Annotated in this window: 21 protein-coding genes; 11 read left to right on the forward strand and 10 right to left on the reverse strand. The window is 56.1% G+C overall.

Translation table 11 applies throughout. The features are described 5' to 3' along the window. Positions 1–8 precede the first annotated feature (8 nt). The gene (gene nosP, locus OUO13_RS00595) at positions 9–1,169 is read right to left on the reverse strand and encodes a nitric oxide-sensing protein NosP (RefSeq protein ID WP_283171904.1); all 1,161 of its coding nucleotides are present in this window, start codon (positions 1,167–1,169) and stop codon (positions 9–11) included. A gap of 338 nt (positions 1,170–1,507) precedes the next feature. After that, positions 1,508–2,626, reverse strand: a complete 1,119-nt coding sequence (locus OUO13_RS00600) for a porin family protein (protein WP_283171905.1) — start codon at positions 2,624–2,626, stop codon at positions 1,508–1,510. A gap of 469 nt (positions 2,627–3,095) precedes the next feature. Between OUO13_RS00600 and OUO13_RS00605 the strand changes: the two genes are divergently transcribed. From OUO13_RS00605 to OUO13_RS00615, 3 genes are read left to right on the forward strand one after another with little or no spacing between them, the layout of a single operon-like run. After that, positions 3,096–5,246: a NosR/NirI family protein gene (locus OUO13_RS00605; RefSeq protein ID WP_283171906.1), complete on the forward strand. Its 2,151-nt coding sequence runs from the start codon at positions 3,096–3,098 to the stop codon at positions 5,244–5,246. A gap of 49 nt (positions 5,247–5,295) precedes the next feature. Further along, entirely contained in the window at positions 5,296–6,459 is a 1,164-nt protein-coding gene (gene ercA, locus OUO13_RS00610; protein ID WP_283171907.1) for an alcohol dehydrogenase-like regulatory protein ErcA, read from the forward strand. Beyond that, complete coding sequence (locus tag OUO13_RS00615; protein WP_283171908.1) at positions 6,443–8,188, forward strand: PAS domain-containing hybrid sensor histidine kinase/response regulator; 1,746 nt, start codon at positions 6,443–6,445, stop codon at positions 8,186–8,188. The genes ercA and OUO13_RS00615 overlap by 17 nt, the downstream gene beginning before the upstream one ends. Before the next feature lie 52 nt (positions 8,189–8,240). Here the strand turns inward: OUO13_RS00615 and bioA are convergent, their stop codons facing one another. Beyond that, positions 8,241–9,584, reverse strand: coding sequence for an adenosylmethionine--8-amino-7-oxononanoate transaminase (gene bioA / locus OUO13_RS00620; RefSeq protein WP_283171909.1), 1,344 nt, complete (start codon positions 9,582–9,584; stop codon positions 8,241–8,243). A 277-nt stretch (positions 9,585–9,861) separates the two neighbouring features. Between bioA and bioF the strand changes: the two genes are divergently transcribed. From bioF to bioD, 4 genes are read left to right on the forward strand one after another with little or no spacing between them, the layout of a single operon-like run. Further along, a complete protein-coding gene (bioF, locus tag OUO13_RS00625; RefSeq protein ID WP_283171910.1) occupies positions 9,862–11,058 on the forward strand; it encodes an 8-amino-7-oxononanoate synthase in 1,197 nt (398 codons plus the stop codon). Continuing rightward, positions 11,055–11,789 (forward strand): alpha/beta fold hydrolase, encoded by a 735-nt coding sequence (locus OUO13_RS00630; RefSeq protein WP_283171911.1) that lies wholly within the window; start codon positions 11,055–11,057, stop codon positions 11,787–11,789. Before bioF ends, OUO13_RS00630 begins: the two co-directional genes overlap by 4 nt. Positions 11,790–11,794: 5 nt before the next feature. Then, entirely contained in the window at positions 11,795–12,658 is an 864-nt protein-coding gene (gene bioC, locus OUO13_RS00635; RefSeq protein WP_283171912.1) for a malonyl-ACP O-methyltransferase BioC, read from the forward strand. Further along, entirely contained in the window at positions 12,655–13,407 is a 753-nt protein-coding gene (gene bioD / locus OUO13_RS00640; RefSeq protein ID WP_283171913.1) for a dethiobiotin synthase, read from the forward strand. Before bioC ends, bioD begins: the two co-directional genes overlap by 4 nt. 66 nt (positions 13,408–13,473) lie before the next feature. Here bioD and OUO13_RS00645 read toward each other — a convergent pair whose 3' ends face one another. Beyond that, positions 13,474–14,463, reverse strand: coding sequence for a LysR family transcriptional regulator (locus tag OUO13_RS00645; protein ID WP_283171914.1), 990 nt, complete (start codon positions 14,461–14,463; stop codon positions 13,474–13,476). 185 nt (positions 14,464–14,648) lie between these two features. On the opposite strand from OUO13_RS00645, the gene OUO13_RS00650 reads away from it, so the two are divergent. The 4 genes from OUO13_RS00650 to OUO13_RS00665 all read left to right on the forward strand — a co-directional run bounded on the left by OUO13_RS00650 (position 14,649) and on the right by OUO13_RS00665 (position 17,816). Continuing rightward, positions 14,649–15,581, forward strand: coding sequence for a VOC family protein (locus OUO13_RS00650; RefSeq protein ID WP_283171915.1), 933 nt, complete (start codon positions 14,649–14,651; stop codon positions 15,579–15,581). Then, positions 15,581–15,958: a Rieske (2Fe-2S) protein gene (locus OUO13_RS00655; RefSeq protein WP_283171916.1), complete on the forward strand. Its 378-nt coding sequence runs from the start codon at positions 15,581–15,583 to the stop codon at positions 15,956–15,958. Before OUO13_RS00650 ends, OUO13_RS00655 begins: the two co-directional genes overlap by 1 nt. A 1-nt stretch (position 15,959) precedes the next feature. Continuing rightward, positions 15,960–17,090, forward strand: a complete 1,131-nt coding sequence (locus tag OUO13_RS00660) for an FAD-dependent oxidoreductase (RefSeq protein WP_283171917.1) — start codon at positions 15,960–15,962, stop codon at positions 17,088–17,090. A 150-nt stretch (positions 17,091–17,240) separates the two neighbouring features. Beyond that, positions 17,241–17,816: a hypothetical protein gene (locus OUO13_RS00665; RefSeq protein ID WP_283171918.1), complete on the forward strand. Its 576-nt coding sequence runs from the start codon at positions 17,241–17,243 to the stop codon at positions 17,814–17,816. Positions 17,817–18,296: 480 nt separating this feature from the next. Here OUO13_RS00665 and OUO13_RS00670 read toward each other — a convergent pair whose 3' ends face one another. The 6 genes from OUO13_RS00670 to pqqA form a co-directional block, all read right to left on the reverse strand. Beyond that, positions 18,297–20,264 (reverse strand): alpha/beta hydrolase family protein, encoded by a 1,968-nt coding sequence (locus OUO13_RS00670; RefSeq protein WP_283171919.1) that lies wholly within the window; start codon positions 20,262–20,264, stop codon positions 18,297–18,299. A 47-nt stretch (positions 20,265–20,311) separates the two neighbouring features. After that, positions 20,312–21,454, reverse strand: coding sequence for a pyrroloquinoline quinone biosynthesis protein PqqE (gene pqqE / locus OUO13_RS00675; protein WP_283171940.1), 1,143 nt, complete (start codon positions 21,452–21,454; stop codon positions 20,312–20,314). A gap of 31 nt (positions 21,455–21,485) precedes the next feature. Then, the gene (gene pqqD / locus OUO13_RS00680) at positions 21,486–21,758 is read right to left on the reverse strand and encodes a pyrroloquinoline quinone biosynthesis peptide chaperone PqqD (protein WP_283171920.1); all 273 of its coding nucleotides are present in this window, start codon (positions 21,756–21,758) and stop codon (positions 21,486–21,488) included. Beyond that, positions 21,758–22,531, reverse strand: coding sequence for a pyrroloquinoline-quinone synthase PqqC (gene pqqC, locus OUO13_RS00685; RefSeq protein ID WP_283171921.1), 774 nt, complete (start codon positions 22,529–22,531; stop codon positions 21,758–21,760). The genes pqqD and pqqC overlap by 1 nt, the downstream gene beginning before the upstream one ends. A gap of 148 nt (positions 22,532–22,679) precedes the next feature. Further along, complete coding sequence (gene pqqB / locus OUO13_RS00690; RefSeq protein WP_283171922.1) at positions 22,680–23,594, reverse strand: pyrroloquinoline quinone biosynthesis protein PqqB; 915 nt, start codon at positions 23,592–23,594, stop codon at positions 22,680–22,682. Between the two features lie 173 nt (positions 23,595–23,767). After that, a complete protein-coding gene (gene pqqA, locus OUO13_RS00695) occupies positions 23,768–23,839 on the reverse strand; it encodes a pyrroloquinoline quinone precursor peptide PqqA (protein WP_283171941.1) in 72 nt (23 codons plus the stop codon). Positions 23,840–24,019 lie beyond the last annotated feature (180 nt).

Consider the following 24,019-nt stretch of genomic DNA (forward strand, 5'->3'; position numbering starts at 1 on the left):
TCTCACTGCTAATAACCCACCCCGCCCAATGCCACGCCCGTAAATGTCTGGTTCAGATGCATACCGTTAAACTGCTCGCCATAGGTATTAAAGCCAATGACATGATGACGCGCCAGCAACTGCGAGGCCTGATCTTTCAGATCCAGATGCTCCAGTTCCAACCGTCTGAAAATACAATCGTAGCCAATAATCAGCTGTGGCGTACCAATTCGCTGACTGATGTCGGCCAGAAGTTTCTCTACTCCATCCAGAATAGCCTCTGGACGGGAACGTGTCAGAACAATGCCGGTATCCACTGCACAGTAAAACGACAGACTGAGATCCGGATTCACTTTCTGGATCGCACGCGGGTAATAACGATTGCCGATTTTCACCGACAACGGATTCAGGGCAAACACCTGGGGATTAAGGTCCTCAACCCGCAGGTTAAGAGCACGGGCATATTCAACCGCAGCTGGTTCAGCGTTGATCTCCAGCACGCGACGGTCGTCACTGTCGGCTTCGGTGACAACCAGTTTTTCTTCGGTTGGTTGCAGGTGATGAATACTGAATGCTTCAAAATCGAATGCGGTATTCACCAGCAACAGAATGGCAGCATCAGTATGGAAACGGCCATTGTGGAAAACGTGGGTTTTGTTATGGCACATGTTGTCGGCCGCAGAACCGCCCAGCAGCGGAATGCTGCCCAGATGCGCGTTAAGCAGGCGCAGGAAACGTTCTTCCTGAATCGACAGGCCATCCAGCATGGTCAGGGCAAAGGTATTTCCCTTGATAGGTGCCACCTGACGGGAACGACAACCATCCAGCATGTCCTGCACCAGAATCTGGGCATCGGAAAAACTGAAGCTGGATAAATTGGTTACCAGTGCTGATTGCACGGCGAACGAGGAACGCGGGAAGCCAATGGCGGTAATGGTGCCGTGGCGATAACCCAGTGGGGTAATTTCCCCTGCGGTGGTACAACCCACCACTTCAATATCCGCAAAACGTTTGCCAATAGCAGCCGCCAACGAACTGAAGTCGTAGTCGTTGGAGCAGAAGAATACCACCTGGCACAGAGGTGCCACCGCCAGTGCCGAGTACAGCTCATCAGCGGCTGTTTCCGGATCACGGGACGTGGTAAATGCGGTTTGAACCGCATGTAAGGTTGTAGGCTGCAGAGCTAGCACAATAATCCCCCCGTCTGTTCGTTCGCAGGGTATCGCCATACGATACAAACGGATTCAGGTTTACAAAACAGACTATCAGTGTAACGACTCCCCGGGTGCCAAGACATCCTACTTCGGCACCGGTCGTCATTGCCCGATATATGTAAGGGCTTTCCCCTCAGTCATATATACGAACAAAAGAATGACAAGTACCGCAAAGTCGACAATCACTGAACATCTATTCTGAAACCATCCCCCTGGTGAACGCCCCCGCCATACGCGGGACAAAAAAAAGGACGGCAAGCCGTCCTTTTTTGATTCTGATGACCGTTATCGGTCTTTTTACCTGATATTCAGGATCAGAAGGTTACAACAGCGCCCAGCGCGATGGTCTTGATGCTGTTATCACCGCTTTCTGCCTTGTCAAACTCACCTACCAAGGTCAGGTTGCTGTTAACAGAGTGAAAAATAGCGGCGGTCTTGTTTTCCAGATCCAGCTCGCTGCCACCGTCGGTAGTACCACCGTCGTTCTTACCCGAAGACAGAACGAAACGCTCAGCACCCATGGTGTAAGACAGCTGAATCAGTTTGCCGTCAACTTCGGCACCATCAACAGTCAGGAGGTGGCCCAGACCAGCAGCACCCACGCCTTTGGCCTTGAAGCCGGATGCAGTCAGAGACAGACCAGCGGCTTTCAGGTTCAGACCGTAAGAAACGCCGGAAGAAGACAGCTCATCACCGGCCAGCTTGGATTTCTGGGACATCGCACCCAGCCAGCCCTTACCGCTGAAACCGTCGTTGGTGAAGGCGTAAGAAGCTTCGGCTTCGATACGTGGAGAGGACTCTTCAGAAGCAGCACTACGCTTGGCAGGGTCCATCAGACCCACGGCTACATTCAGACCACCCATATCAGGAGTACGGTAGGTAATCTGGGAGTTCGGGAACGGATACAGATAACCGGTACCAATGTTACCAAAGGATACGTTGCCGCCATCATCACCAGTGGTCATGGTCTGACCGAAGCCCAGCAGGATTTCGTCGCCGAGGATGTTGGAACGGTTGAACAACGCAAAATCCTTACCCACCAGTACCTGACCGAAGTCACCGTCTACAGTGGCGTAGAACTGGCGAACATCAATAAGGGAGCCAGTACCAGCATCAGCAGCTGATGCATCACGCTGAGGATCAGTATCGTTGATGGAGACCCAGAAAGAAGAACGGCCACCCAGCTTCAGGCCATCAACCTGCTTGCCGAAGTTAAAACCGATTACGTTCGGCAGGAAACCCATCTTGATACGGGCCTGGTCTTGCTCAGAGGCGCCTTCAGACTGGCTGTTTACATAAAAAGTGTTGAACAGGCCGTCTACAGAGAAAGTGGTATCGTTCTGGTCGTACAGAGTGATGGCAGCCATGGCTTGAGTGCTAACGCCCATTGCAACTACCAGTGGCAACAGTTTGGTCATTTTATTATTTTTCATTGGAATAACCCTGATATTGAATTGTGAGTCGTTGCGGTCTTCGGAGGCCCACGGAACCTGATGTGCTTGTCAGGTTTAAACGGGGGTGGGTGCCCTGGTAATGCCAACCGGCACTCCACCCCTAAGGAACACTCTGAAGCAGCGCAGGAGCATGTCCTGAACGACATTTTCACTATCAGCTGTCAGCCAACGCCAAGCCATCATCCCTATTACAGAAGTTCCCATCTCTTTGGTTGCACACCCAGAGTTGCATATCGACATATACCAAAGTTGACATACAAGAATTTCAAAATGGACTAAATAGCCCTATTTGATGCTTTTACAGCCAATTCTGGCATTCGGAATGACCAAATCAGGCCAAAAATACCGCCTTTGGTACTGTCTGATTGCCCCCCAAGGAGCATTGAGACATCCAGCTCGCACAGGGAGTATGGCGGTAATAACTATAAAAATTCCCAGGAGGCCCCCAATGGGCAAGCCGGCAAACCTGTTGCTGCTCCTGTTGGCATTCTGGTGTTGTGTGGCAACCACACAGGCAGAGGTCGGCAGCGTCCAGCAGGCATGGATTCAGGAACTGTTCCCGAAAGCCACCCGCATCGAAGACAAACAGACCGACTTCCCGGTTTACCCTGTTTATCAGCTGAATCAATTGCTGGGTTACGCCTATGAGTCGCGTGACATCAGTGACCTGCCCGGCTTTTCCGGCAAACCGATCAACCTGATGATTGGTATCGACCTTGAAGGCCGCTTTACCGGCGTGCGGGTCATGGATCACCACGAACCTGTGTTCCTGCATGGCCTTGGCCCTGAGCCCATGATCAACTTTATTAACCAGTACAACGGCCGCTCCCTGACCGAACACATCGTCATCGACAGCAGTAGGACTGGCGAACCTTCTACCAACGGTGTGGTGTACGTCGACGGTGTTTCCAAGGCCACCGTATCCGTCATCATTATGAATGACACCATTTTGTCTTCCGCCCTGCAGGTTGCCCGCCACAAACTTGAAGGCTTTGCCCAGGCACCGGCGGCACGCGCCATTGAAGATCTGTACGAGCCACTCGACTGGCAACAACTGCTCGACAAGGGCTACGTTGGCCACGTGCGCATCAGCCAGCAGGATGCCGTCCGCGTGCTGGGTACCAGCCTCGACAGTTACCCAGACTTGCCAGAAGCCGAAGGGGACGAAGCCTTCAGTGAAATCTGGTACGCCTATATCAATGCACCGTCGATTGGTCGCAACCTGCTGGGTGATAGCGACTTCGAACGCCTGATGAACAGCATCAAACCGGGTGAACAGGTCATGGCCATCATGTCGGGCGGGATATTTCCCCACGTGCCGGATGACTTCCGCCCAGGTACAGTGCCAGGACGACTGTCGCTTGAGCAAGGTGGGCTGATTGTTGAACTGCGCGATATGGATCTGCTAAACGGCAACTACCACCTGCAAGCGCAGGGGATTCCGGAGTTCCAGCACGCCAACATGTTCCGGGTTGGTGGTCAGGCCGGTTTTAACCCCGGTGCCGAAGCCAATCTCAAGATCAGTGCTGAATTACCGCGTAACCACCTGATTACCGATAACGCAACCTTTGAAGTCCCGCTCACTTTCCCAGCCAACCTGTTTGAGGTGGTTGAAGCAGAATCACCACTGGCCGCCCAACAGAACCGTGAACCGATCTGGGTTGGACTCTGGAAGAGCCGCTGGCATTCAATTGTGATCATCAGTCTGGCGCTGGTGGTACTGACCGTGTTCTTCGCCCGCCAGAAACACTACACCCAATATCCGAAGCTGGTGCATCGTTTCCGCTGGGGCTTTTTGTGGTTCACCCTGGTGTATCTGGGCTTTTATGCGCAGGGCCAACTGTCGGTGGTGAACATCTACACCCTGTTCCTGCAGATTCACGACGGCTTTGATATTGGCGTGTTCCTGCTCGACCCGGTGATTTTTATTCTCTGGATCTACACCTTTATCAGTCTCTTTATATGGGGGCGCGGTTTGTTCTGTGGCTGGTTATGCCCGTTTGGTGCCTTGCAGGAAATGGCCGCCTGGCTGGCAACCCGCCTCAAGATCAAACAGATCCGGGTGCCGGAACCACTGCACCGCAAGCTGATCCTGATCAAATACCCGATTTTACTGGGCCTGGTGGGCAGTGCGTTCTACAGCCTGACACTTGCTGAACAACTGGCAGAGGTAGAACCGTTTAAAACCAGTATTACCCTCTACTTCTGGCGCTATTGGCCGTTTGTGTTGTACGCGGTTGCCCTGCTGGTGGGCGGCATGTTCATTCACAAGTTTTACTGCCGTTATCTGTGCCCACTGGGGGCTGGTCTGGCAGTACTGGGGCGTCTGCGTCTGTTCAGCTGGCTGGAGCGTATCGAAAAATGCGGTTCACCATGCCAGCTGTGTAAACGCCGCTGCGGTATCAATGCTATTCGAACCGAAGGCTCCATTGATTACGATGAATGTATCCAGTGTCTGGAATGCGTGGTGATTCTGCGTGACGAACAGCAATGCGTCGATAAAATAAACAACCGTAAACAGAAACAACGGGCACAACTGCTGGCCACCGATGCAACTGCCACTGATGTCGGCTTTACCCAAAGCCCTCGCAAGGTATAAGTTGTGGCCCAGAACAAGAATCACGACCCGAAGATATGGAAGTAATCCGATGAGCAACCCGATTTCCAACCTGCGCAAGTTTGTCTCACCGGAGATTATTTTTGGTGTTGGCGCTCGTCGCACCGTCGGTAACTTTGCCCGCAACTTTGGCGCCCAGCGGGTGCTGATTGTGTCCGACCCAGGTGTTGTGGCCGCGGGCTGGGTTGCCGATGTTGAAGCCAGCCTGGCAGAAATGGAGATTGATTACCGGGTCTTCACCCAGGTCAGCCCCAATCCACGTGCCGAAGAAGTGATGGCCGGTGCCCAGCTTTATATTCAGGAAGGCTGCAACGTCATTGTTGCCGTCGGTGGTGGCAGCCCGATGGACTGCGCCAAGGGGATCGGTATTGTCAGCGCCAACCGTCAGCACATTCTGATGTTTGAAGGGGTGGATCGTATTCACGCCCCTATTCCACCGCTGATTTTTATCCCGACCACGGCTGGCACCTCGGCCGACGTGTCCCAGTTCGCTATCATTTCCGATACCGATACCATGATGAAGGTGTCGATTATCAGCAAGGCCGTGGTGCCAGATGTATCGCTGATCGACCCGGAAACCACGGTCACCATGGACCCGTTCCTGACCGCCTGCACCGGTATCGACGCCATGGTGCACGCCATTGAGGCCTTTGTGTCCACCGCCAGTGGCCCGTTAACCGATATGTACGCACTGGAAGCCATTCGTCTGGTGGCCGACAACCTGCCGCAACTGATTCTGGAGCCGGGTAACTTGCAACTGCGCGAACACCTGATGCTGGCCAGCCTGAAAGCCGGTCTGGCGTTTTCCAATGCAATTCTGGGGGCCGTACACGCGATGTCGCACAGTCTGGGTGGTTATCTCGACCTGCCACATGGTCTGTGTAACGCCATTCTGGTCGAACGGGTGATCGATTATAACTTCCACAGCGCCGAAGACCGTTTCCGCGTAGTGGCTGAAACCCTCGGCGTGGATACCCGCGGCATGATTGCCAAAGATGTTCGCAAAGCCCTGATCAATCGCGTGCGTCTGCTCAAGGAAGCCGTTGGCCTGACCCAGAGCCTGGCGTCCACGGGTGTCAGCCGTGCCGATATTCCGGTGTTGTCAGGCAAGGCGTTGACCGACCCTTGTATCCTGACCAACCCACGCAAGTCCTGTAAACGAGATGTAGAGGTAGTGTATGAGGAAGCTCTCTGAGGCGAATGGCCAACAGGGCCAGCCAGCAGAGACCAGTGCTACCGACATCCGGCCGGCGCCACGTGGCGCACTGGATGACGACAATGCCATGATCCAGAACCTGATTGGTCTGGGAGCATTTTCTGCACGCAAGAGTTACTACCCTGAACTGTTGCAAAAAATCGACGAACTGGAAGTCGAAAAAGAACGTTACAAGTGGCTGGTTGAGCACGCCGTCCACGGTATTTTCCAGGCCCGGATGGATGCTGGCATCAGTGCGGCCAACCCGTCCATTGCCCGTATTTGCGGCTATCCCGACGCAGAACAATTCCAGCAAGCCATTCGCCATCTGGCCACTGACCTGTTCAGCGACAGTGAAGACCTCGACGACCTGCTGACCTGTCTGTATCGCGACGGACAGCGCGTTGGTTTTGAATCCCATTTCCGCAAACTGAACGGCGAAACCGTGCCGGTATCCCTCAACGTGTTGCTGAAAGACCGCGAAACCGGCCTGATCGAAGTGTTTGTCCATGACATCACGGAACGCAAACGCGCGCAGGAAGCCATGGCGCGTATCAATACCGAGCTGGAACAACGGGTAGAAGCCCGCACCCGCGAATTACAGGCCGCCAAACAAGAAGCCGAAGACGCCAACGCCAGCAAGGACAAATATCTGGCGGCCGCCAGTCATGACCTGCTGCAACCGTTAAATGCCGCTCGTCTGCTGGTAGCCACGCTGCAGGAACGCGACCTCTGCCACGACAACCGCCATCTGGTTGAGCGCATTCACACGGCCCTCACCGGCGCCGAAGAATTACTGGCTGACCTGCTGGATATTTCCCGTCTGGACGCCAACGCCGTGACCCCGGATCAGGAAGAGTTTGCCGCTCGCGACCTGCTACAGGCTCTGTACAGCGAATTTCAGCCAGTAGCCCAACAGGCCGGACTCGAACTCAAACTGATTGATACCAGCCATGTGGTACGCAGCGATTCACGACTGCTGATGCGAATCCTGCGTAACTTCGTCAGCAACGCCATTCGTTACACTCCTACTGGCCGTGTGGTGCTGGGAGCGCGCCGTTATGGTGATTATGTTGACCTGCTGGTCTGTGACTCCGGTCCCGGCATTGCCGACCACCAGCGTGACGAGATTTTCCGCGAATTCCGCCAGCTCGATAATGCCCAGAAAGGCCGCAGCAAAGGTGTTGGTCTGGGTCTGGCGATTGTGGAGCGTATCGCGCGCATGATGAATCACCCGATCCTGTTCAAATCCAAGGTCGGCAAAGGCAGCTGTTTTGGTGTGCGCGTACCGTTAACCGGCCGCCAGCAACAGCAGGTGCTGACCAAGGTATCCGAGGCCTTGCCACCGGGTGGCAAACTCGATCGGGTTCGGGTTCTGGTCATTGATAACGAGGAAACCATTCGCCACAGCATGAAAGAGCTGCTGCAGGCGTGGGGCTGTAATGTGATTACCGCCAATGGTGAGTCCATGGCAATCGACGCCTGGCACAACTTCCATCCAGATATCATTCTGGCCGACTATCACCTCGACCAGTCGGAAACCGGCACTCATGTGTTAAGCCGACTGGAAAAACAGACCGGAGAACGCACACCCGCAGTGGTGATCACCGCTGACCGCTCCGACCCGGTGCGTCAGGAGATCACCCGTCAGGGAGCCGTACGTTTAAACAAGCCGGTCAAACCGGCTAAGTTACGGGCGTTGATGTGTTTTATGCTGGGCATGGCGTAAGCCATTCCTCAAAAAACGGCAGCCCGGTCAAAACCGCAGCTGCCGTTTTTTATCAGACAAAATCGGCCGGATTATTGCGGGTAGCCTGCTCCAGATAAGCACGCACCGCGGTTTGCAGGCCGCTGGTCAACAGCTGGATATCCGCATCGGTCGCCACCAGCGGTGGCATCAGATACACCAGATTGGCAAATGGCCGCACCCAGATACCCTGTTCCAGACAGAGTGGCTGCAACATCCTCGTGTTCACGTTGGCCGTCATTTCGACCACGCCAATCGCGCCCAGCGTACGCACATCCTGAACGCCCGGCAGCTCTGCCAGCGAAACCAGCCCGGCCGCCAGCCCCGCATTGATACGCTCACAGTTACTACGCCAGTCGGAGGCCATTAACAGATCAATACTGGCGCAGGCCACCGAACAGGCCAGCGGATTGGCCATAAAGGTCGGGCCATGCATAAAGCAGCCAGCTTCACCCTGACTGATGGTTTCCGCCACATGCCGGGTGGTCAAGGTCGCCGCCAGAGTCAGGTAACCGCCGGTAATGGCCTTGCCAAGGCACATAATGTCGGGACTGATACCCGCATGGTTACAGGCAAACAATTCGCCGGTACGGCCAAAACCGGTGGCGATTTCGTCCGCAATCAGCAGAACATCAAACTCGTCACACAACTCACGCGCCGCCTGCAAATAGGCCGGATGGTAACAGCGCATACCACCCGCCCCTTGCAGAATCGGCTCAACAATAAAGGCCGCCAGCTCGTGCTGGTGCTGCTCCAGTGCGGCGCGCAAGGCGGCAATATCCTGTGCTAACAAAGCCTGACTGCTGGCATCCTGCAGGTCGGCATCAAAACGCGTACGCGGCGCCGCTACAAAAAACTGCTGCGGCAGCAGACCGGCAAACAGGTGGTGCATACCGCGCTGAGGATCACACAGAGACATGGCCCCAAGGGTATCGCCGTGATAACCAAACTCCAGCGCCAGCAAACGGCTCTTGTGCGCTTTGCCACGAGCCTGTTGATACTGGATCGCCATCTTGATCGCCACTTCAACCGCGACCGAACCGGAGTCGGAGTAAAACACCTTCTCCAGCCCATCCGGCACCAGCGCCAGCAAACGCCGCCCCAGCTCAATTGCAGGCTCGTGAGTCAGACCACCAAACATCACATGCGCCATGTTCTGGAGCTGACGCTGCAGTGCGGCATTCAGCACCGGGTGGTTATAACCGTGCACCGCACACCACCAGGACGACATACCATCCACCAGTTCACGGCCATCGGTCAGACGAATCCGCACACCTTGTGCGGAGGCCACCTGCCACACCGGTGCCGGATTGGTCATTGAACTGTACGGATGCCAGATATGCTCACGATCAAACGCTGCCAGTTCAGTGGCAGACATGGCAGGAACCAGAGGGGCAACAGCGGAGCCGGATACAGAATCAAATGACGGTGACATAGGCATTCACAGGTAACAAAACAGATGAGCCCAGTCTAACCCGGCGCGCGCTGGCAGCCGATACCGGCAGGCCCGGCCACTCAAACTGACGGAGTTGTGCTGTGCACCAGTAAACCTGAGGCCAACAGCAGGGTTGACCGCAGGTAATCGCTCTCTATTGTCTGGAGTTTGTCTATCATGCGCCAGCGTTCCCCCGGCTGGCCCAAAGTCCCGGAATTTCATGAGCTGGAATCAACGAATTGCATCCGCCCTGCAGCAGCGTCACGCCGCTCATCAGTGGCGTCAGCCGGTTACCCTCGACAGTGCGCAGGGAACCGAAGTCGAGGTTAACGGCCAGCGTCTGATCAACTTCTGCAGCAACGACTACCTGGGCCTCGCCAATACCGGCGGTGATGATCTTGCCGCTGCCGCCCAACGCTGGGGCCTTGGCAGTGGTGCGTCGCATCTGGTGTGTGGCCACAGCCGTGCTCACCAGCAACTGGAAGAAGCACTGGCGCACCATACCGGTTATCCCCGGGCACTCTTGTTCTCGACCGGCTACATGGCCAACATGGGAGTCATCAACGCCTTCGCCCAACGTGGCGATCTGGTGCTGCAGGACCGTCTGAATCATGCATCGTTACTCGACGGTGCCCAACTCAGTCGCGCCGATTTCCAGCGTTATCACCACCTTGATTACACTCACCTGCAACAACGCCTGCAGAATTTCCGGGAAAGCCAGGCCAACAGCAGCCGTCAGGGTCTGGCGATGGTGGTCACCGACAGTATTTTCAGTATGGATGGCGACCTCGCCGACGTTGCCGCCCTCAGCCGGATTTGCCAGCAACAGGATGCCCTGTTGATGGTCGATGACGCCCACGGTCTGGGTGTGATTGGCACCAACGGTGGTGGTGTGCGCGAGCACTTCGGTCTGAGCCCGGCTGAACTGCCGTTATATGTCGGCACCCTTGGCAAGGCGCTGGGAGGTTTTGGTGCCTTTGTGGGGGCCGATTCCGATACCATTGATTACCTGATCCAGTTTGCGCGTCCGTATATCTACACCACCGCCCTGCCACCAGCGGTTGCCGAAGCCATGCTGGGCAACCTCCGTCGAATGAAGGATAACCAGCTGCGTCAGGTTCTGGATGGCCATATTCAGCACTTCCGCGCTCGTGCACTGGAAGCCGGTCTGAATCTGATGGATTCCGTCTCACCGATCCAGCCGTTGCTGGTTGGTGCTGAAGATCGCACGCTGGAACTGAGCCAGAAACTGCGTCAGCGTGGTTTCTGGGTAACGGCCATCCGTCCACCAACCGTACCGGAAGGCAGCAGCCGTCTGCGCATTACCCTCACAGCAGCCCATCATCGTGATCAGATTGACGCCCTGCTGGACGCCCTGATTGAACTCTGCACTGATCCACAGGAGCCAAGGTCATGAGTCTGCCATTATGGCAACCACTGGCCAGCATCAACGCTGACCAGACACCGACCACCAGCTGGTACTGGTTACCAGGCTGGAGTTTTGCACCAACCGTATTTGCTGATTTTCTGGCTACCCTGCCGGGCCAGCACTGGGGCCTGAACTGGGATGCCGCTGCTGGCGACTTCCAGAGCTTTGCTGAACAACTGGCGGCCAGCGCCCAACCCGGTGCCATCTGGGTTGGCTGGTCGCTGGGTGGCGCGCTGGCGATGCGTGCAGCGCATGCTGCTAACGCTCGTTCGGTACTCACCATCGCCACTGGCCAGCAGTTCTGCAAACCGGATAACGGCAGCGACTGGGGGATGGACCCGGCGGTGTTTGAGGCTTTCCAGCAAGGCCTGGCACAACAACCAGAGAAAACCCTGAAACGTTTTCTGGGCCTGTGTGCCCAGGGCAGTGATGAGCGCAAGACACTGGCGAACCGACTGGCCGAATATCAGCTCAGTCCCGAAGGTCGCAGCCTTGGCCACAGTCTCGCCTGGCTCGGCGAGTACAATCTGGAGCAGGATCAGCGCGCCTTGCAGGCGGCAGGTATTCCGCAATTACACCTGTATGCCAGTGCCGACAGCCTGACACCGGGAGGACTGGAGCCGTCTCGCGGCATGGGCCAAAGCCACGGCCTGTTGCTGGAAACCGCCAGCCACAACGAACTCGCTTCCCTGTTTGCGACTCTGGGGCAGGATCACTGACCATCATGACCGAATTCTTGCGTGACAAACGCCAGGTCAGCCAGCAATTCAACCGCGCTGCCCGTTGTTATGACAGTGCTGCCACCGTGCAGCAACAAGCCGCCGATACCCTGCTCGACCTGCTGCAGGAACAACACCTGCCATTAAATGGCCACTGGGCCGATATTGGCTGTGGCACCGGCTACTCGTTTGCCAGCCTGCTGAAACTGGGCGCGGGCCAGGTTAGTGGTATCGATCTGGCTTCCGGCATGCTGGAAACCGCTGCCGCCCGCAAACTGCCGAATATCCAGCTGATTCAGGCTGATGCTGATGATTTGCCACTGGCAACCGACAGCCAGGACGGTATTTTCTCCAGCCTGATGATCCAGTGGAGTGAACATCCGCAACACACCCTGCAGGAATGGGCACGGGTATTAAAACCCGGTGGTACGCTGGCAATTGCTACCCTGCTGCCCGGCACGCATCGTGAGTTGCAAACCGCCTGGCGCAAGATCGATAACTTCCGCCATGTAAACCCGTTTACCAGCCAGCACGAACTGACCCGCAGTCTGTTTGCCGCCGGACTGGTCATGACCCGTTTGCATCAGCACCAGATCCAGCCGCTCTACAGCAACATGAGTGAGCTGTTGCACACCCTGAAAGCCATTGGTGCCACCAACGTCAATCAGGGCCGTCGCCCCGGTCTGGCCGGACGCGCCCTGCTGCGCGCTCTCGACCAGCACTATCCACGCAACGCCGATGGCCGCCTGCCCCTCAGTTATGAGGTATGCTGGCTGCTGGCAACCAAACAACCCGGCTATGAAACCGCTCCTAACCATCGTCCGTGGATGGAGCCGTATCGCCGTCATCAGGGCAAGATTCCGACATGATTTCACGTCTCTTTGTAACCGGTACGGATACCGACGCAGGCAAATCCCTTATTTCAGCAGCACTGCTGGAAAAAGCCCGGCAACAAGGACGGACAACCTTTGGCCTCAAACCGGTTGCGGCCGGTTGTGTACTGAACAGCAACACGGAGGAATGGCAAAACGCCGATGCCCTGCTGCTGCAACGCCACAGTGAGCCACAACGCCCGTACAACACCCACAACCCGGTGGCCTTGCAAGCGGCCATTGCACCGCACATTGCCGCCCGTCAGGAAGGTACTCCGCTGAAACTGGCCGCCCTGCGCGATGCCTGTGAAGAACGCCTGCCAACCGACTCCGACCTGATTCTGGTCGAAGGCGCAGGCGGCTGGCTGGTGCCATTGAATTACACCGAATCGCTGGCCGACCTCGCGGTGGCGCTGAATTATCCGGTGGTACTGGTGGTGGGATTACGTCTGGGGTGTATCAGCCACGCGCTGCTGAGCGCGGAAGCCATTCTCAGCCGTGGCCTGCCGATTGCAGGTTGGGTCGCCAACAGCTTGTCGGCGCAGATGGACGTGGAAACCGAAAACCTCGAATTCCTGACCCAATCGTTCGATAACATGGGGATTCCGTGTCTCGGTCATGTACCGTTCCTGCGAGACCTGGCCGCTCGCAAGGTCGGCTTTGATGCTGCCGGTGGTAACCCGCTGTCGTTCATGCCAGCGCCGGAATACATCACCGAAGTAGCCAGTTATCTGACCCTGCCATAAGCGGATAACGGACTCTCGAAACCCTCGTCCGGATCACCCCCGCCCGGACTACCGGAAGCCTCCGGTTTACACCAGCAGCGCGGCCTGCTGCTCCTGACTGGCCGCTGCTGCTGAGGACTCTGACGCCATCAAACCCGCCCCGAGTATTGCCACACGCTGACGCAACCAGTGATGCCCGAGATCGGTTTCATCCCGCACATGCCACAACATCCGCTCCTGCAACACCGGAATACTGACCGGTGCTGGCCACAGGCTCAGCGGCACATTACTGGCCACTTGCAGAGCCAGACGCCTTGGCAACATCACCAGATAACGACTGCCCGGCAGCATCATCACCAGACTCAGAAAATTCGGTGCCGTCGCACGAATATCCAGATTCAGAGACATCTGCGCCCGTGCCAGCTCTTCCAGCATCGGTGAATTACGGCCAAGGTTGAGCGCCAGATGAGGTAAACGGATATAGAGTTCCCGTGACAGCTCCGTGAGTTGCTGCAACTCGGGGTGATCGCGACAAGTCGCACACACCCAGTCGTCCACAAACAAATCCCGGGTCTGGATATCATCAGTGAGATGACGGGCTTCGTGTAACGGGTCTATCAATGCCCGAATCAGCAGATCAATGCGCCCACTTTTTAATTCATCCAGCGACAAATCCCCAACCGGCACCAGATTCAGCGACACACCCGGCGCCTCCTGCTCCAGCGCCTGCATCAGGGATGGCATCAGCACCGTGGCGACATAATCACTGACGGCCAGCCGGAAGGTACGTTTGACCGAAAATGGATCAAACTCGGGTTCATTCTCCAGCGTTGATTGAATCCGCAACAACACCTCACGCACCGGCGAGATCAGAGCCCGTGCTCGCGGTGTCAGCTCCATTACCCGCCCCACCCGCACCAGCAACGGGTCGTTAAAACGTTCGCGCAAACGCTGTAACGAACCACTCATGGCCGGTTGGGTCACGAACAGGCGTTCGGCAGCGCGGCTGACACTTTTCTCTTCCAGCAAGGCGTCCAGCGCTACCAGTAAATTCAGATCAAAGCGTTGAAAGTGCATAACAATCCCTGATGCCTAGCCCTCATCAGGGCTGTTATTGTTGTTCTTATATCGATACAACTTATGGCTGCCATATGTACAAACCATTTTATCGATACATAGCATCTTCATAGACTGCAGGCATCGGGAGTGCGACAGTGACTGTCGGCTCTTGCCCATAAACAACAATAAAAAAGGTAAATGCCATGAATATTGTCGGCCTTGACTCTCTGGTGTTCGGCGTTGATGACGTCGCCGCCTGTTGCCAATACCTCACTGACTACGGCCTGCTGCCAAAGAATGTCTGTGCCGAAGGCGGTGAATTTGAAGCCCTGGATGGCACCTCGATTGTTATCCGCCACCGTGACGATGCCAGCCTGCCAGCTCCTCTGGCCACTGGTTCCATGATCCGCAAAACCATTCACGGCTGTGCTGATCAGGCCACGGTTGATGCCATCGCCGAAGAACTGGGTCGTGACCGTACGGTGCTGCGTCTGGCCGATGGCGCCATCGAATCCGTCGACGATATGGGCTTTGCCATCGGTTTTCAGGTCAGTGTGCGTAAACCACTGGATCTGCCAGCCGAAGCCATTAACGCCCCGGGTGCCGCTCCAGGTCGTCCGGCCAACGTGATTGGTGCTGATGAGTCCATCGAGATCATCCCGCGTTCTCTGTCCCACATCGTTTACTTTGTGCCGGATAGCAAAAAGGCCGAAAAATTCTATATCGAACGTCTGGGTTTCCGGGTTGCCGACCGTTTCACCAATCTTGGCCCATTCCTGCGTCCAGCCGGTACGCTCGACCACCACACCATTTTCCTGGTGAACACTCCGCCAGAAATGCAGGGTGTTGAACACTTCACTTTCCACCTCGGTGGCCCAACCGAACTGCTGCTGGCTGGCAAACGCTTCCAGGACAAGGGTTATGAATCCTTCTGGGGCCCAGGTCGCCACATCTACGGTTCCAATTGGTTCTGGTACTTCAACAGCCCGATGGGCGTACACGTTGAATTCGACGCCGACATGGACCTCCATGACGACAGCTGGACCCCACGTGAAATCGATGCCAGCGCTGATGCGTCCCAGATCTTCAACTTCACCCTGGTCAACAAATGGATGCCAGGTGGTGATCCACACTGATGGCATCTGAACCTCAGGGTCTGCCATTCCTGTGCTGGCAACAGCAGATAGAGGAAGGCAAGTCCCTCGGGTTTGATCCGGAACATCGTGGTCGCGACAGCCTGTTTATCGTGCGCAGGCACGGCAAGTTGTTCGCATGGCGAAATGCCTGCCCTCACAAGGGATATGAAGGTGCGCCCATGGCGTGGCGCAAAGATGCCTACCTGAATCAGGCAGGCACCCATGTGATGTGCAGTGGCCACGGTGCCCTGTTTGATCCCGAAACCGGCGTTGGTCTGCCCGGTCCATGTTCTGGACGGGTATTAGAGGCAATAACAATAACAGTGACCCCGGATGGTCAGGTGCTGCTTGGCGCCGACCAGACCAAGGAGATTTGAAATGACGCTTCCTGCTCAAAAAATTCTGATTATCGGTGGTGGTTTCACCGGTATGTCTGCCGCCATCCTGCTGAAACAACAGGGTGCCGATGTTGAACTGGTCGAAATCGACAAGAACTGGCGCACCGACGGTGCCGGCATTACCGTCAGCGGCCCATCCCTGCGTGCCATTGAAAAAATCGGTATCCTGCCGCAGTTCAAGGAAAAAGGTGCAATCACTTCCGGTGTAAAGATGTTCAACACCGAAGGCACCCTGATCAAACAGATCCAGACCCCGGCGGTCCCGGATTCCAGCATTGTGGGCGGCGGTGGCATCATGCGCCCGGTGCTGGCGCGTATTCTCGGTGAAGCAACCAAAGAAGCCGGTATTGATGTTCATCTCGGCGTTACCTTTACTCGTATCGAAGAAGTCGGCGATCAGGTTAACGTCGAGTTCTCTGACGGCCGTTTCGGCAGCTACGATCTGGTGCTGGGCACCGACGGCGTATTCTCGAAAGTTCGTCAGGAAGTTTTCCCGGATGCTCCGCGTCCACAGTACACCGGTCAGGGCGTCTGGCGTGCCGTGATTCCACGTGGCGATGTCGATTGCGCCATGCAGTACCTCGGTCCGAAGGGCAAGGTTGGTTTCACGCCGGTTTCCGATACTGAAATGTACCTGTACTACACCGAAGCCCGTCCAACCATGGACAAGTTCTTCGAAGAACACGAACTGGTACCCCACCTGAGCAGCCTGCTGGAGCCTTTCACCGCGCCGGAGGTAGTGAAAATTCGTGAGAATCTGGGGTCATCCTCCCAGATTATCTACCGTCCACTGGAAGGTATGCTGATGCCACGCCCATGGTACAAGGGCCGTGTATTGCTGATGGGTGACTGTGTACACGCCACCACACCACACCTGGCGTCCGGTGCCGGTATGGGTCACGAAGATGCGGTGGTACTGGCCGAGGAATTCCGCAATGGTGGTCATATCCTCGACGTACTGGAACGCTTCCAGAATCGTCGCTGGGAGCGCTGCCGCATGATCGTCACCAATTCCATGCGTCTGGGTGAAATCGAAAAAACCGGTGGTCCGAAGGAAGAGCACACCCAGATCATGGGCATTTCCATGGCCGCCCTGCTGGCTCCCATCTGATAGCCGTCAGACTCCGTCAGGAACCGGCTGGCCAGCCCTGCGTCCTGACGCTCCCTGCGTTGACAATCCTGCTCTGGCTGCTACGGTAACGGTATCCCCCGCTGCCGTCTGCGGCCAGTTTGTCTCTGGCCGTATAGCCATGGAGACATGATGTCCAGACCACTTTTTGTTGCCGTTGCCGCCAGTCTGTTACTGGCCGGTTGCGCCACTACTGCGCCCAAAAACGATTACGTACGGTTCACCCAGGAATTCCGTGATAACGAGGGATTCACCAGCGAACATCTGAACAAGTTGCAGTTCTACGTATGTCCGGAACTGGTGATCGAGCGAGAACTCACCACGACCGAAACCGGCATCAGCAGTGGTCGTCTGATTCGCAAACAAGGCCGTACCGTTAATCAGGTCGTGATTCCGAAATGGACACCCGGCCTGGTGGTACGCAGCAACGAAAACTACGTTGCCGTGAGCTTTGAAGAAGGCACTGCTCTGGCGTTTGGTGTCGAAAAGGGCAAATACACCGGTGACTACGCGCCACTGGGCAAAAATGCTGAAAAAGGGTTTGAAGTGCTGTATGACGGCAACTGGTATTACATGATTGATCCGGAAAAGCAGGATCAGGATTGTCAGGGCCAGCAGTACCCGGAAGCACGTTTGTGGATCGACACTGACTCACTCAACAATGTGATCACCGAACGCAAGGTGCTAAAAGGCCGTACGCTCGAATAACGCGCTCACGCACTTACCCTTTCGCCACAAGCAAAAATCCAAAAGCCCGGTTCATAACACATGAACCGTAATGCTGATCATTTAAACAGCCTGATCATTGATTTCCGAATTTGCCCAGCGCAGCTGGCTGCCCAATGCCCATCTGGGCGAGCCGGGATTCACCGCAACGGCCGACCCAGCCGGGGCATGGATGCCCCGCAAGGCCCCGTTTTCACCGATAGACAGGGCACAGGGACGTGCCATCGGGCCGGGGTCGAAAAGCCGTTGTCGGTGAAAACCGGAAACACGAGCCCAGTCGGGCTAAGCAGGGGAAGGCCGCCCTCATGGGGGACAAAGTCCCCCATGAGGGCATACGGTAGAGCCAATTAACAAGCCAAGCAGATCTTGACCATCCGATGCGGTAACGAAGTGTAAGAATGCCGACGGGTGCTTAACTGATCGGCATTACACATGAACCGGGCTTTTTATTGGCGTCGAGCATTAACCGAACATCCGATAAAACGCCAGCTCCCGCTCCAGCACCTGCTGCCGATGCCGAGCCTGACGGAAACCGTGTCCTTCGCCGGAGAACAGATGATACTCACTGACGCGCCCACGCCGTGCCAGCATGTCATGCAGGTTACGGGTTTGCTCAGCCGGCACCACCCGGTCATTTTGCCCCTGAAAAAAGATCACCGGTTTCCAGCGCGACTCCGGCTCAAATATCGGCGAACGTTGTTGATATCGCTCCGCCTGCAGCTGCGGATCACCAATCAGCCAATGCAGATAACGGGACTCAAACTTGTGGGTATGCTGATTCAGCAAGGCCAGATCGCTGATGCCGTAATGGCTGGCACCGGCGCGGATGCGCACATCGTTATTCCCGGCACCCGATAACAGACGCAACACGGTATAACCACCCGCGCTGTTACCGCGCACAAAAATACGCTGCGGATCAGCCCAGCCACAGCGGGCCGCATGAATGGCCGCGAACTGGACATCCTCAACATCGGATATGCCCCACTGCCCTTGCAACTGCAAACGGTAATGACGGCCAAAACCACTACTGCCCCGGTAATTCAGCACCAGCAAGGCAAAACCGCGACTGCTCCAGAACAGGCGTTGCATATCAAACGCAACGTCGGCCATGGAAGTCGGGCCGCCGTGAATCTGGATCAGTAATGGCGGCAACGGCCCATCTGATGGGGCGGTTGGCGGGTAATAAAAACCCCATAAAGGTTCATCATCGGCGGTTGGGCAGGCAAACGCCACTGGCACCGACAGCTGTGCCGATATCCCCGCCAAAGGATCAGGATCAAGGTGCTCCAGCCAGTGCCAGTTCCCCTGATCATCCAGCCAGGCCAGACAGGTCGGCTGGTCAGCCTGTTCGGTCAGTAATACCGCCCCACCCGATGGCAACGCCTGCAGACTATGGCAGCGGGCCAGCCCACTCTGGCGCATCTGCCAGGCGGCGGTGTCGGTATTCAGCTCCAGCAAACCTGCCAGACCACGGTCAAACCAGCTGGCCAGCAGTCGTTGCCCCGGCAACACACACCATGTGCTCAGGCCAAGCTGCCACTGGGCAACACCAAATTCGCGATGCATGACCAGCAGGGAGTCCATACAGCCGCTGTGCAGGCGACTGCCAAAATGGTCGTCGTCCGGCTCACGGCGGGCAAAGCGGTAACGATACAGATTCCACCAGTTGTCAGCCGAATGGTTGTCGTCACCGGAAATCGGCGGCTGGTCGGCGACAAAACAGAGGTTACTGTCGTCGTCAAACTCCGGCTGAAAAACCGCCGTATTGGCACTTTCGGAAATCAGTTCCACCCGGTCGAGGGGAAACCCTTGCGAGTCCAGCTCTGCCAGCGTTAACGCGGCGGCCAACCACGGCTGATTGGGATGATTCCAGCTTAACCAGGCCATGTATTGACCACAGGGGCTGATACGCGGACTGCTGCAGAAATCGGTGCCACAAAACAGCACCTGCGGTGCACGGGTGGCTTCCATCCCCAAACGTTCCAGCGGCAATGCAACCAGACGATTTTCGACCTGATGACCGCAGTGGATTTCCTCCACCATCAACAGACGCTGGTGTACCGGGTCGTAACGCAAGTCACCATAACGATGACCAGCCTGATACCAGAGTTTGCTCGGCAAGGCGTGCGGGTCTTCAACCGATTGCCAGTACAGGCCTTGGTCAGCATCGTTAACAAACAACAGCCATTGGCCAACCCAGCAATAGGCACCACCGCCGTATTCGTGAACACGACTGCGGACACTCCAGGGGGAACTGACCAGACGGCGCACAGGGGCTGTGGATTGACCGGGTAAACCCCGAACACAAATACGATTACGACCATCGGCCGGATCAAATTCCAGCCAGGCCAGATAGTCAGCCGACACGCGCAGTTCGGCCCAGAGCTTGCCCTGATGGGCAGCCAGGTGAGATGAGAGTTCAGACGACATGATCAACCCGTGCGATGGCCCCTGTCGGCAGACAGGGGCATCTCTGGTTAACGGCTGCGGGCAATAATCGCCAGCGCTGCCTCCTGATTGTGGACGTTGCGCGCCAGCAAAGGCGTTGCAGCGTCGCCACCCACCGCCAGCTGATCAGCTTCGGTACGCGCTTGCACAATCTTGTGATGATGTTCGGACTTGCCACACACGGGGTCGGCGTTGTTGGCATCACCGGTCAGCTTGAAAGCCTGACAACGGCAACCACCAAAGTCCTTCTGTTTTTCATCACAGGAGCGACAGGGTTCTTTCATCCACTCGTAACCACGGAAATGGTTAAAACCGGTGGAGCGATACCAGATGTCTTCCAACGAATGATCACGAACATTCGGAAAGTCGATGGGCAGTTCACGGGCACTGTGGCACGGCAAGGCAGTGCCATCCGGTGCCACCGTCAGGAAAATATTGCCCCAACCGTTCATACAGGCTTTTGGCCGTTCCTCGTAATAATCCGGCGTTACGAAGATCAGTTTAGGGCCGTTGCCGTTCAGCCTGGCCCGATACTCATTGGTAATGGCTTCGGCTTTCTGCAGCTGCTCGCGGGTTGGTAACAGGTGTTCACGGTTGATAAAGGCCCAGCCGTAGTACTGGGCAATCGCCAGCTCCACAAAGTCGGCCTGCAGTTCAATCGACAGTTCGATGATCTTGTCGATTTCACCAATGTTATCGCGGTGAATCACGAAGTTGAGCACCATGGGATAACCCTGGGCTTTTACTTCTTTCGCCATCGCCAGTTTCTGGGCAAATGCCTTGTGGCTACCTGCCAGGCGATTGTTCAGCTCTTCGCTGCTGGCCTGAAAACTGACCTGGATATGGTCAAGACCGGCGGCGTGGAAGTCGGCCACGCGACGACCATCCATCCCCAGACCGGACGTGATCAGGTTGGTGTAATAACCCATACGCCGCGCTTCGCGGATCAGGATCTCCAGATCCTGGCGCAGCAGCGGTTCACCACCGGAAAAACCCAGCTGGGCAGCGCCCATCTTGCGGCCTTGTTCAAACACACGAATCCATTCATCCGTGGTCAGCTCAGGGCCGGTGTTTTTCAGGTCGAGTGGATTGGAGCAATAACTGCACTGCAGCGGGCAACGATAGGTCAACTCCGCCAGCAGCCAGAACGGTTTACCCACGCCAGTGGGCATACCATTGATAAAGTCGTGAGCCACGCGTGGCTCAGCTGATGGTGATCCAGTGTTTGTCACGGGCGATCTCCAGGAACTCAAGGATATCGGCAGACAGGTCACCGGCTTCCGGGAATTTGGCTTCCAGCGCGGCAATGACGTCGGCTACCGACTTCACACCATCGACCTGGGCCATGATTTCTCCGGCACTGCCGTTAAGCTGCACCATGCCTTCAGGATACAGCAGCACAAATGACTGCTGGCTCTCTTCCCACTGCAGGCGATATACCCGGCTGACGGCCGGGATCTGCTCAGGAGAAACCATCAATAAACTCCCTTGTGATAACGGATCGGGTTGCCCATGCCATCCGCTTCAACGGTATGGTACGGCGCACGATCAAGATAATAGGCCATGGTCATGGCATCGAGCATGGTCCAGAGAATATCAAGCTTGAATTGCAGGATATCCAGCGCCTGTTCCTGCTGGGCACGGGTAACAAAATGATCCAGAGTTACCTGCAGACCATGCTGGACGTCGCGACGGGCTTCGCTCAGACGACCACGGAAATATTTCAGACCATCCTGGTTGATCCACGGATAGTTGGACGGCCAGGTATCCAGCCGTGACTGGTGAATTTCTGGTGCGAACATTTCGGTCAGGGATGAACAGGCAGCCTGTTCCCAGTTGGCGCGACGGGCAAAATTCACGTACGCATCCACTGCAAAACGCACACCTGGCAATACCAGTTCTTGCGACATCATGGTGTCACGATCAATACCAACGGCTTCACCCAGACACAGCCAGGCTTCGATACCGCCCTGTGCACCGCCGTATCCATCATGGTCCAGAATACGTTGGACCCAGAGACGACGCTCTTCACGATCACGGCAGTTGGCCAGAATATTGGCGTCTTTCACGGGGATCATGATCTGGTAATAAAAACGGTTGGCTACCCAGCCACGGATCTGCTCCGGAGTACACTCGCCCTTGTGCATGGCAACGTGATACGGATGGTGGATGTGGTAAAGGGAACCTTTGGCACGCAGGCGCTGTTCAAACTCTTCACGACTCCAGGGCTGGCGATTGTTGTCGGACATCAGGATGTCTCCATTTTTTATTGTTACGGGGGAGGATGACGCCAGTCTGCACTGGCCAGTCTCTGCGCTTTCCCCACTCACAGCCTCGATGGACCGTGTTTATAGTTGTATCGACGGGCGTCCCACAGATGCCCGCCGCTGATCCGTATTACAGATCAAACTCCATTCCATCAAACGACACTTCCACACCCTGGCTTTCGACAATGGCACGCTGCTCAGAGTCTTCATTGAGGATCGGGTTGGTGTTGTTGATATGGATAAGAATCTTGCGTTTGCCCGGATATCCGGCCAGCACTTCCAGCATGCCACCGTCACCGGACTGCGACAGGTGTCCCATCATCTGGCCAGTCGATTGGCTCAGACCCAGACGGATCATTTCATCGTCGGTCCAGAGTGTGCCGTCGACCAGCAAACAGTCGGCCTTGGCCATCCACGGCAACAGGTGTTCTTCAATGATGCCAAGGCCCGGTGCATAAAAGAGCTTGCCACCGGTCTGGGTGTCTTCAATAAAGATACCAATATTGTCCCCCGGCATCGGGTTGCCACGACGCGGAGAATACGGTGGTGCATTACTGTCGAGCGGAAATGCGCTGATTTTCAGGGTTTCCATGCCCGGAATGGTGAAAGAGCTACCATCAATCGGCACTTCATGGTGACGAGGGCCACCATTCCACTTCTTCAGCATGGTGAACAGCGGGAAGCCGCTGCTCAGGTCGTCGTGTACCGGTGCCGTGGTGTACACGTCCATCGGCAGCCCTTCACGCAGCATCAGCAGGCCAGTGGTGTGATCAATCTGGGCATCCATCAGCACAATGGCGTGAATACCGGTGTCACGATCCTTGCGGGCAGGCTGCAGGGGGGCAAACGAGGCCAGTTGCGCGCGAATATCGGGGGATGCATTAAACAGCAACCAGCGTTCGCCATCGGCACTGACACAGATGGAAGATTGGGTGCGGGCCTGGGCACGAATACGCCCTTCCCGAAAACCGCGACAGTTGGCGCAGTTGCAGTTCCACTGAGGAAAACCACCTCCGGCAGCAGAACCCAGAATATGTACTTTCATCGGAAGACCCTGTGGTAAGCAGGCCGTTTTTCAGACCCTTAGAAACCAGAATGCCTTCCGGCCCCCGTTTTCATGCCCAGACCAAACGACCTTAGCACTCACCGGAAACCGGAAGGCACCGAGAAATGCCCTGACCACCATCCGAAGAAGAGTGGCACAGGACGCTTCTGATCTTAACGGTGGCTGAAGTACATGGTTACTTCGAAGCCGATACGCAGATCGTTATAGGCTGGTTTGGTCCACATAGTCATTTCCTCTTATTGTTTTTGCAGAAGCAGGGAGATCCCACTTCCTGGACAGCTTCCCAAAGTGCTGGATAGTGCTCCAGAACACCTTGGATCTATGGTCACACCCCGGAAGTCTTACACCTTGCGAATAGGGAAATCCGGGAATGGACATCACCAGCCTCAAGGCATACCGACAGG

It is taken from the genome of Parathalassolituus penaei (genome assembly GCF_026626885.1).
In the GTDB taxonomy this organism is placed as follows: Bacteria; Pseudomonadota; Gammaproteobacteria; order Pseudomonadales; family Oceanobacteraceae; genus Oceanobacter; species Oceanobacter penaei.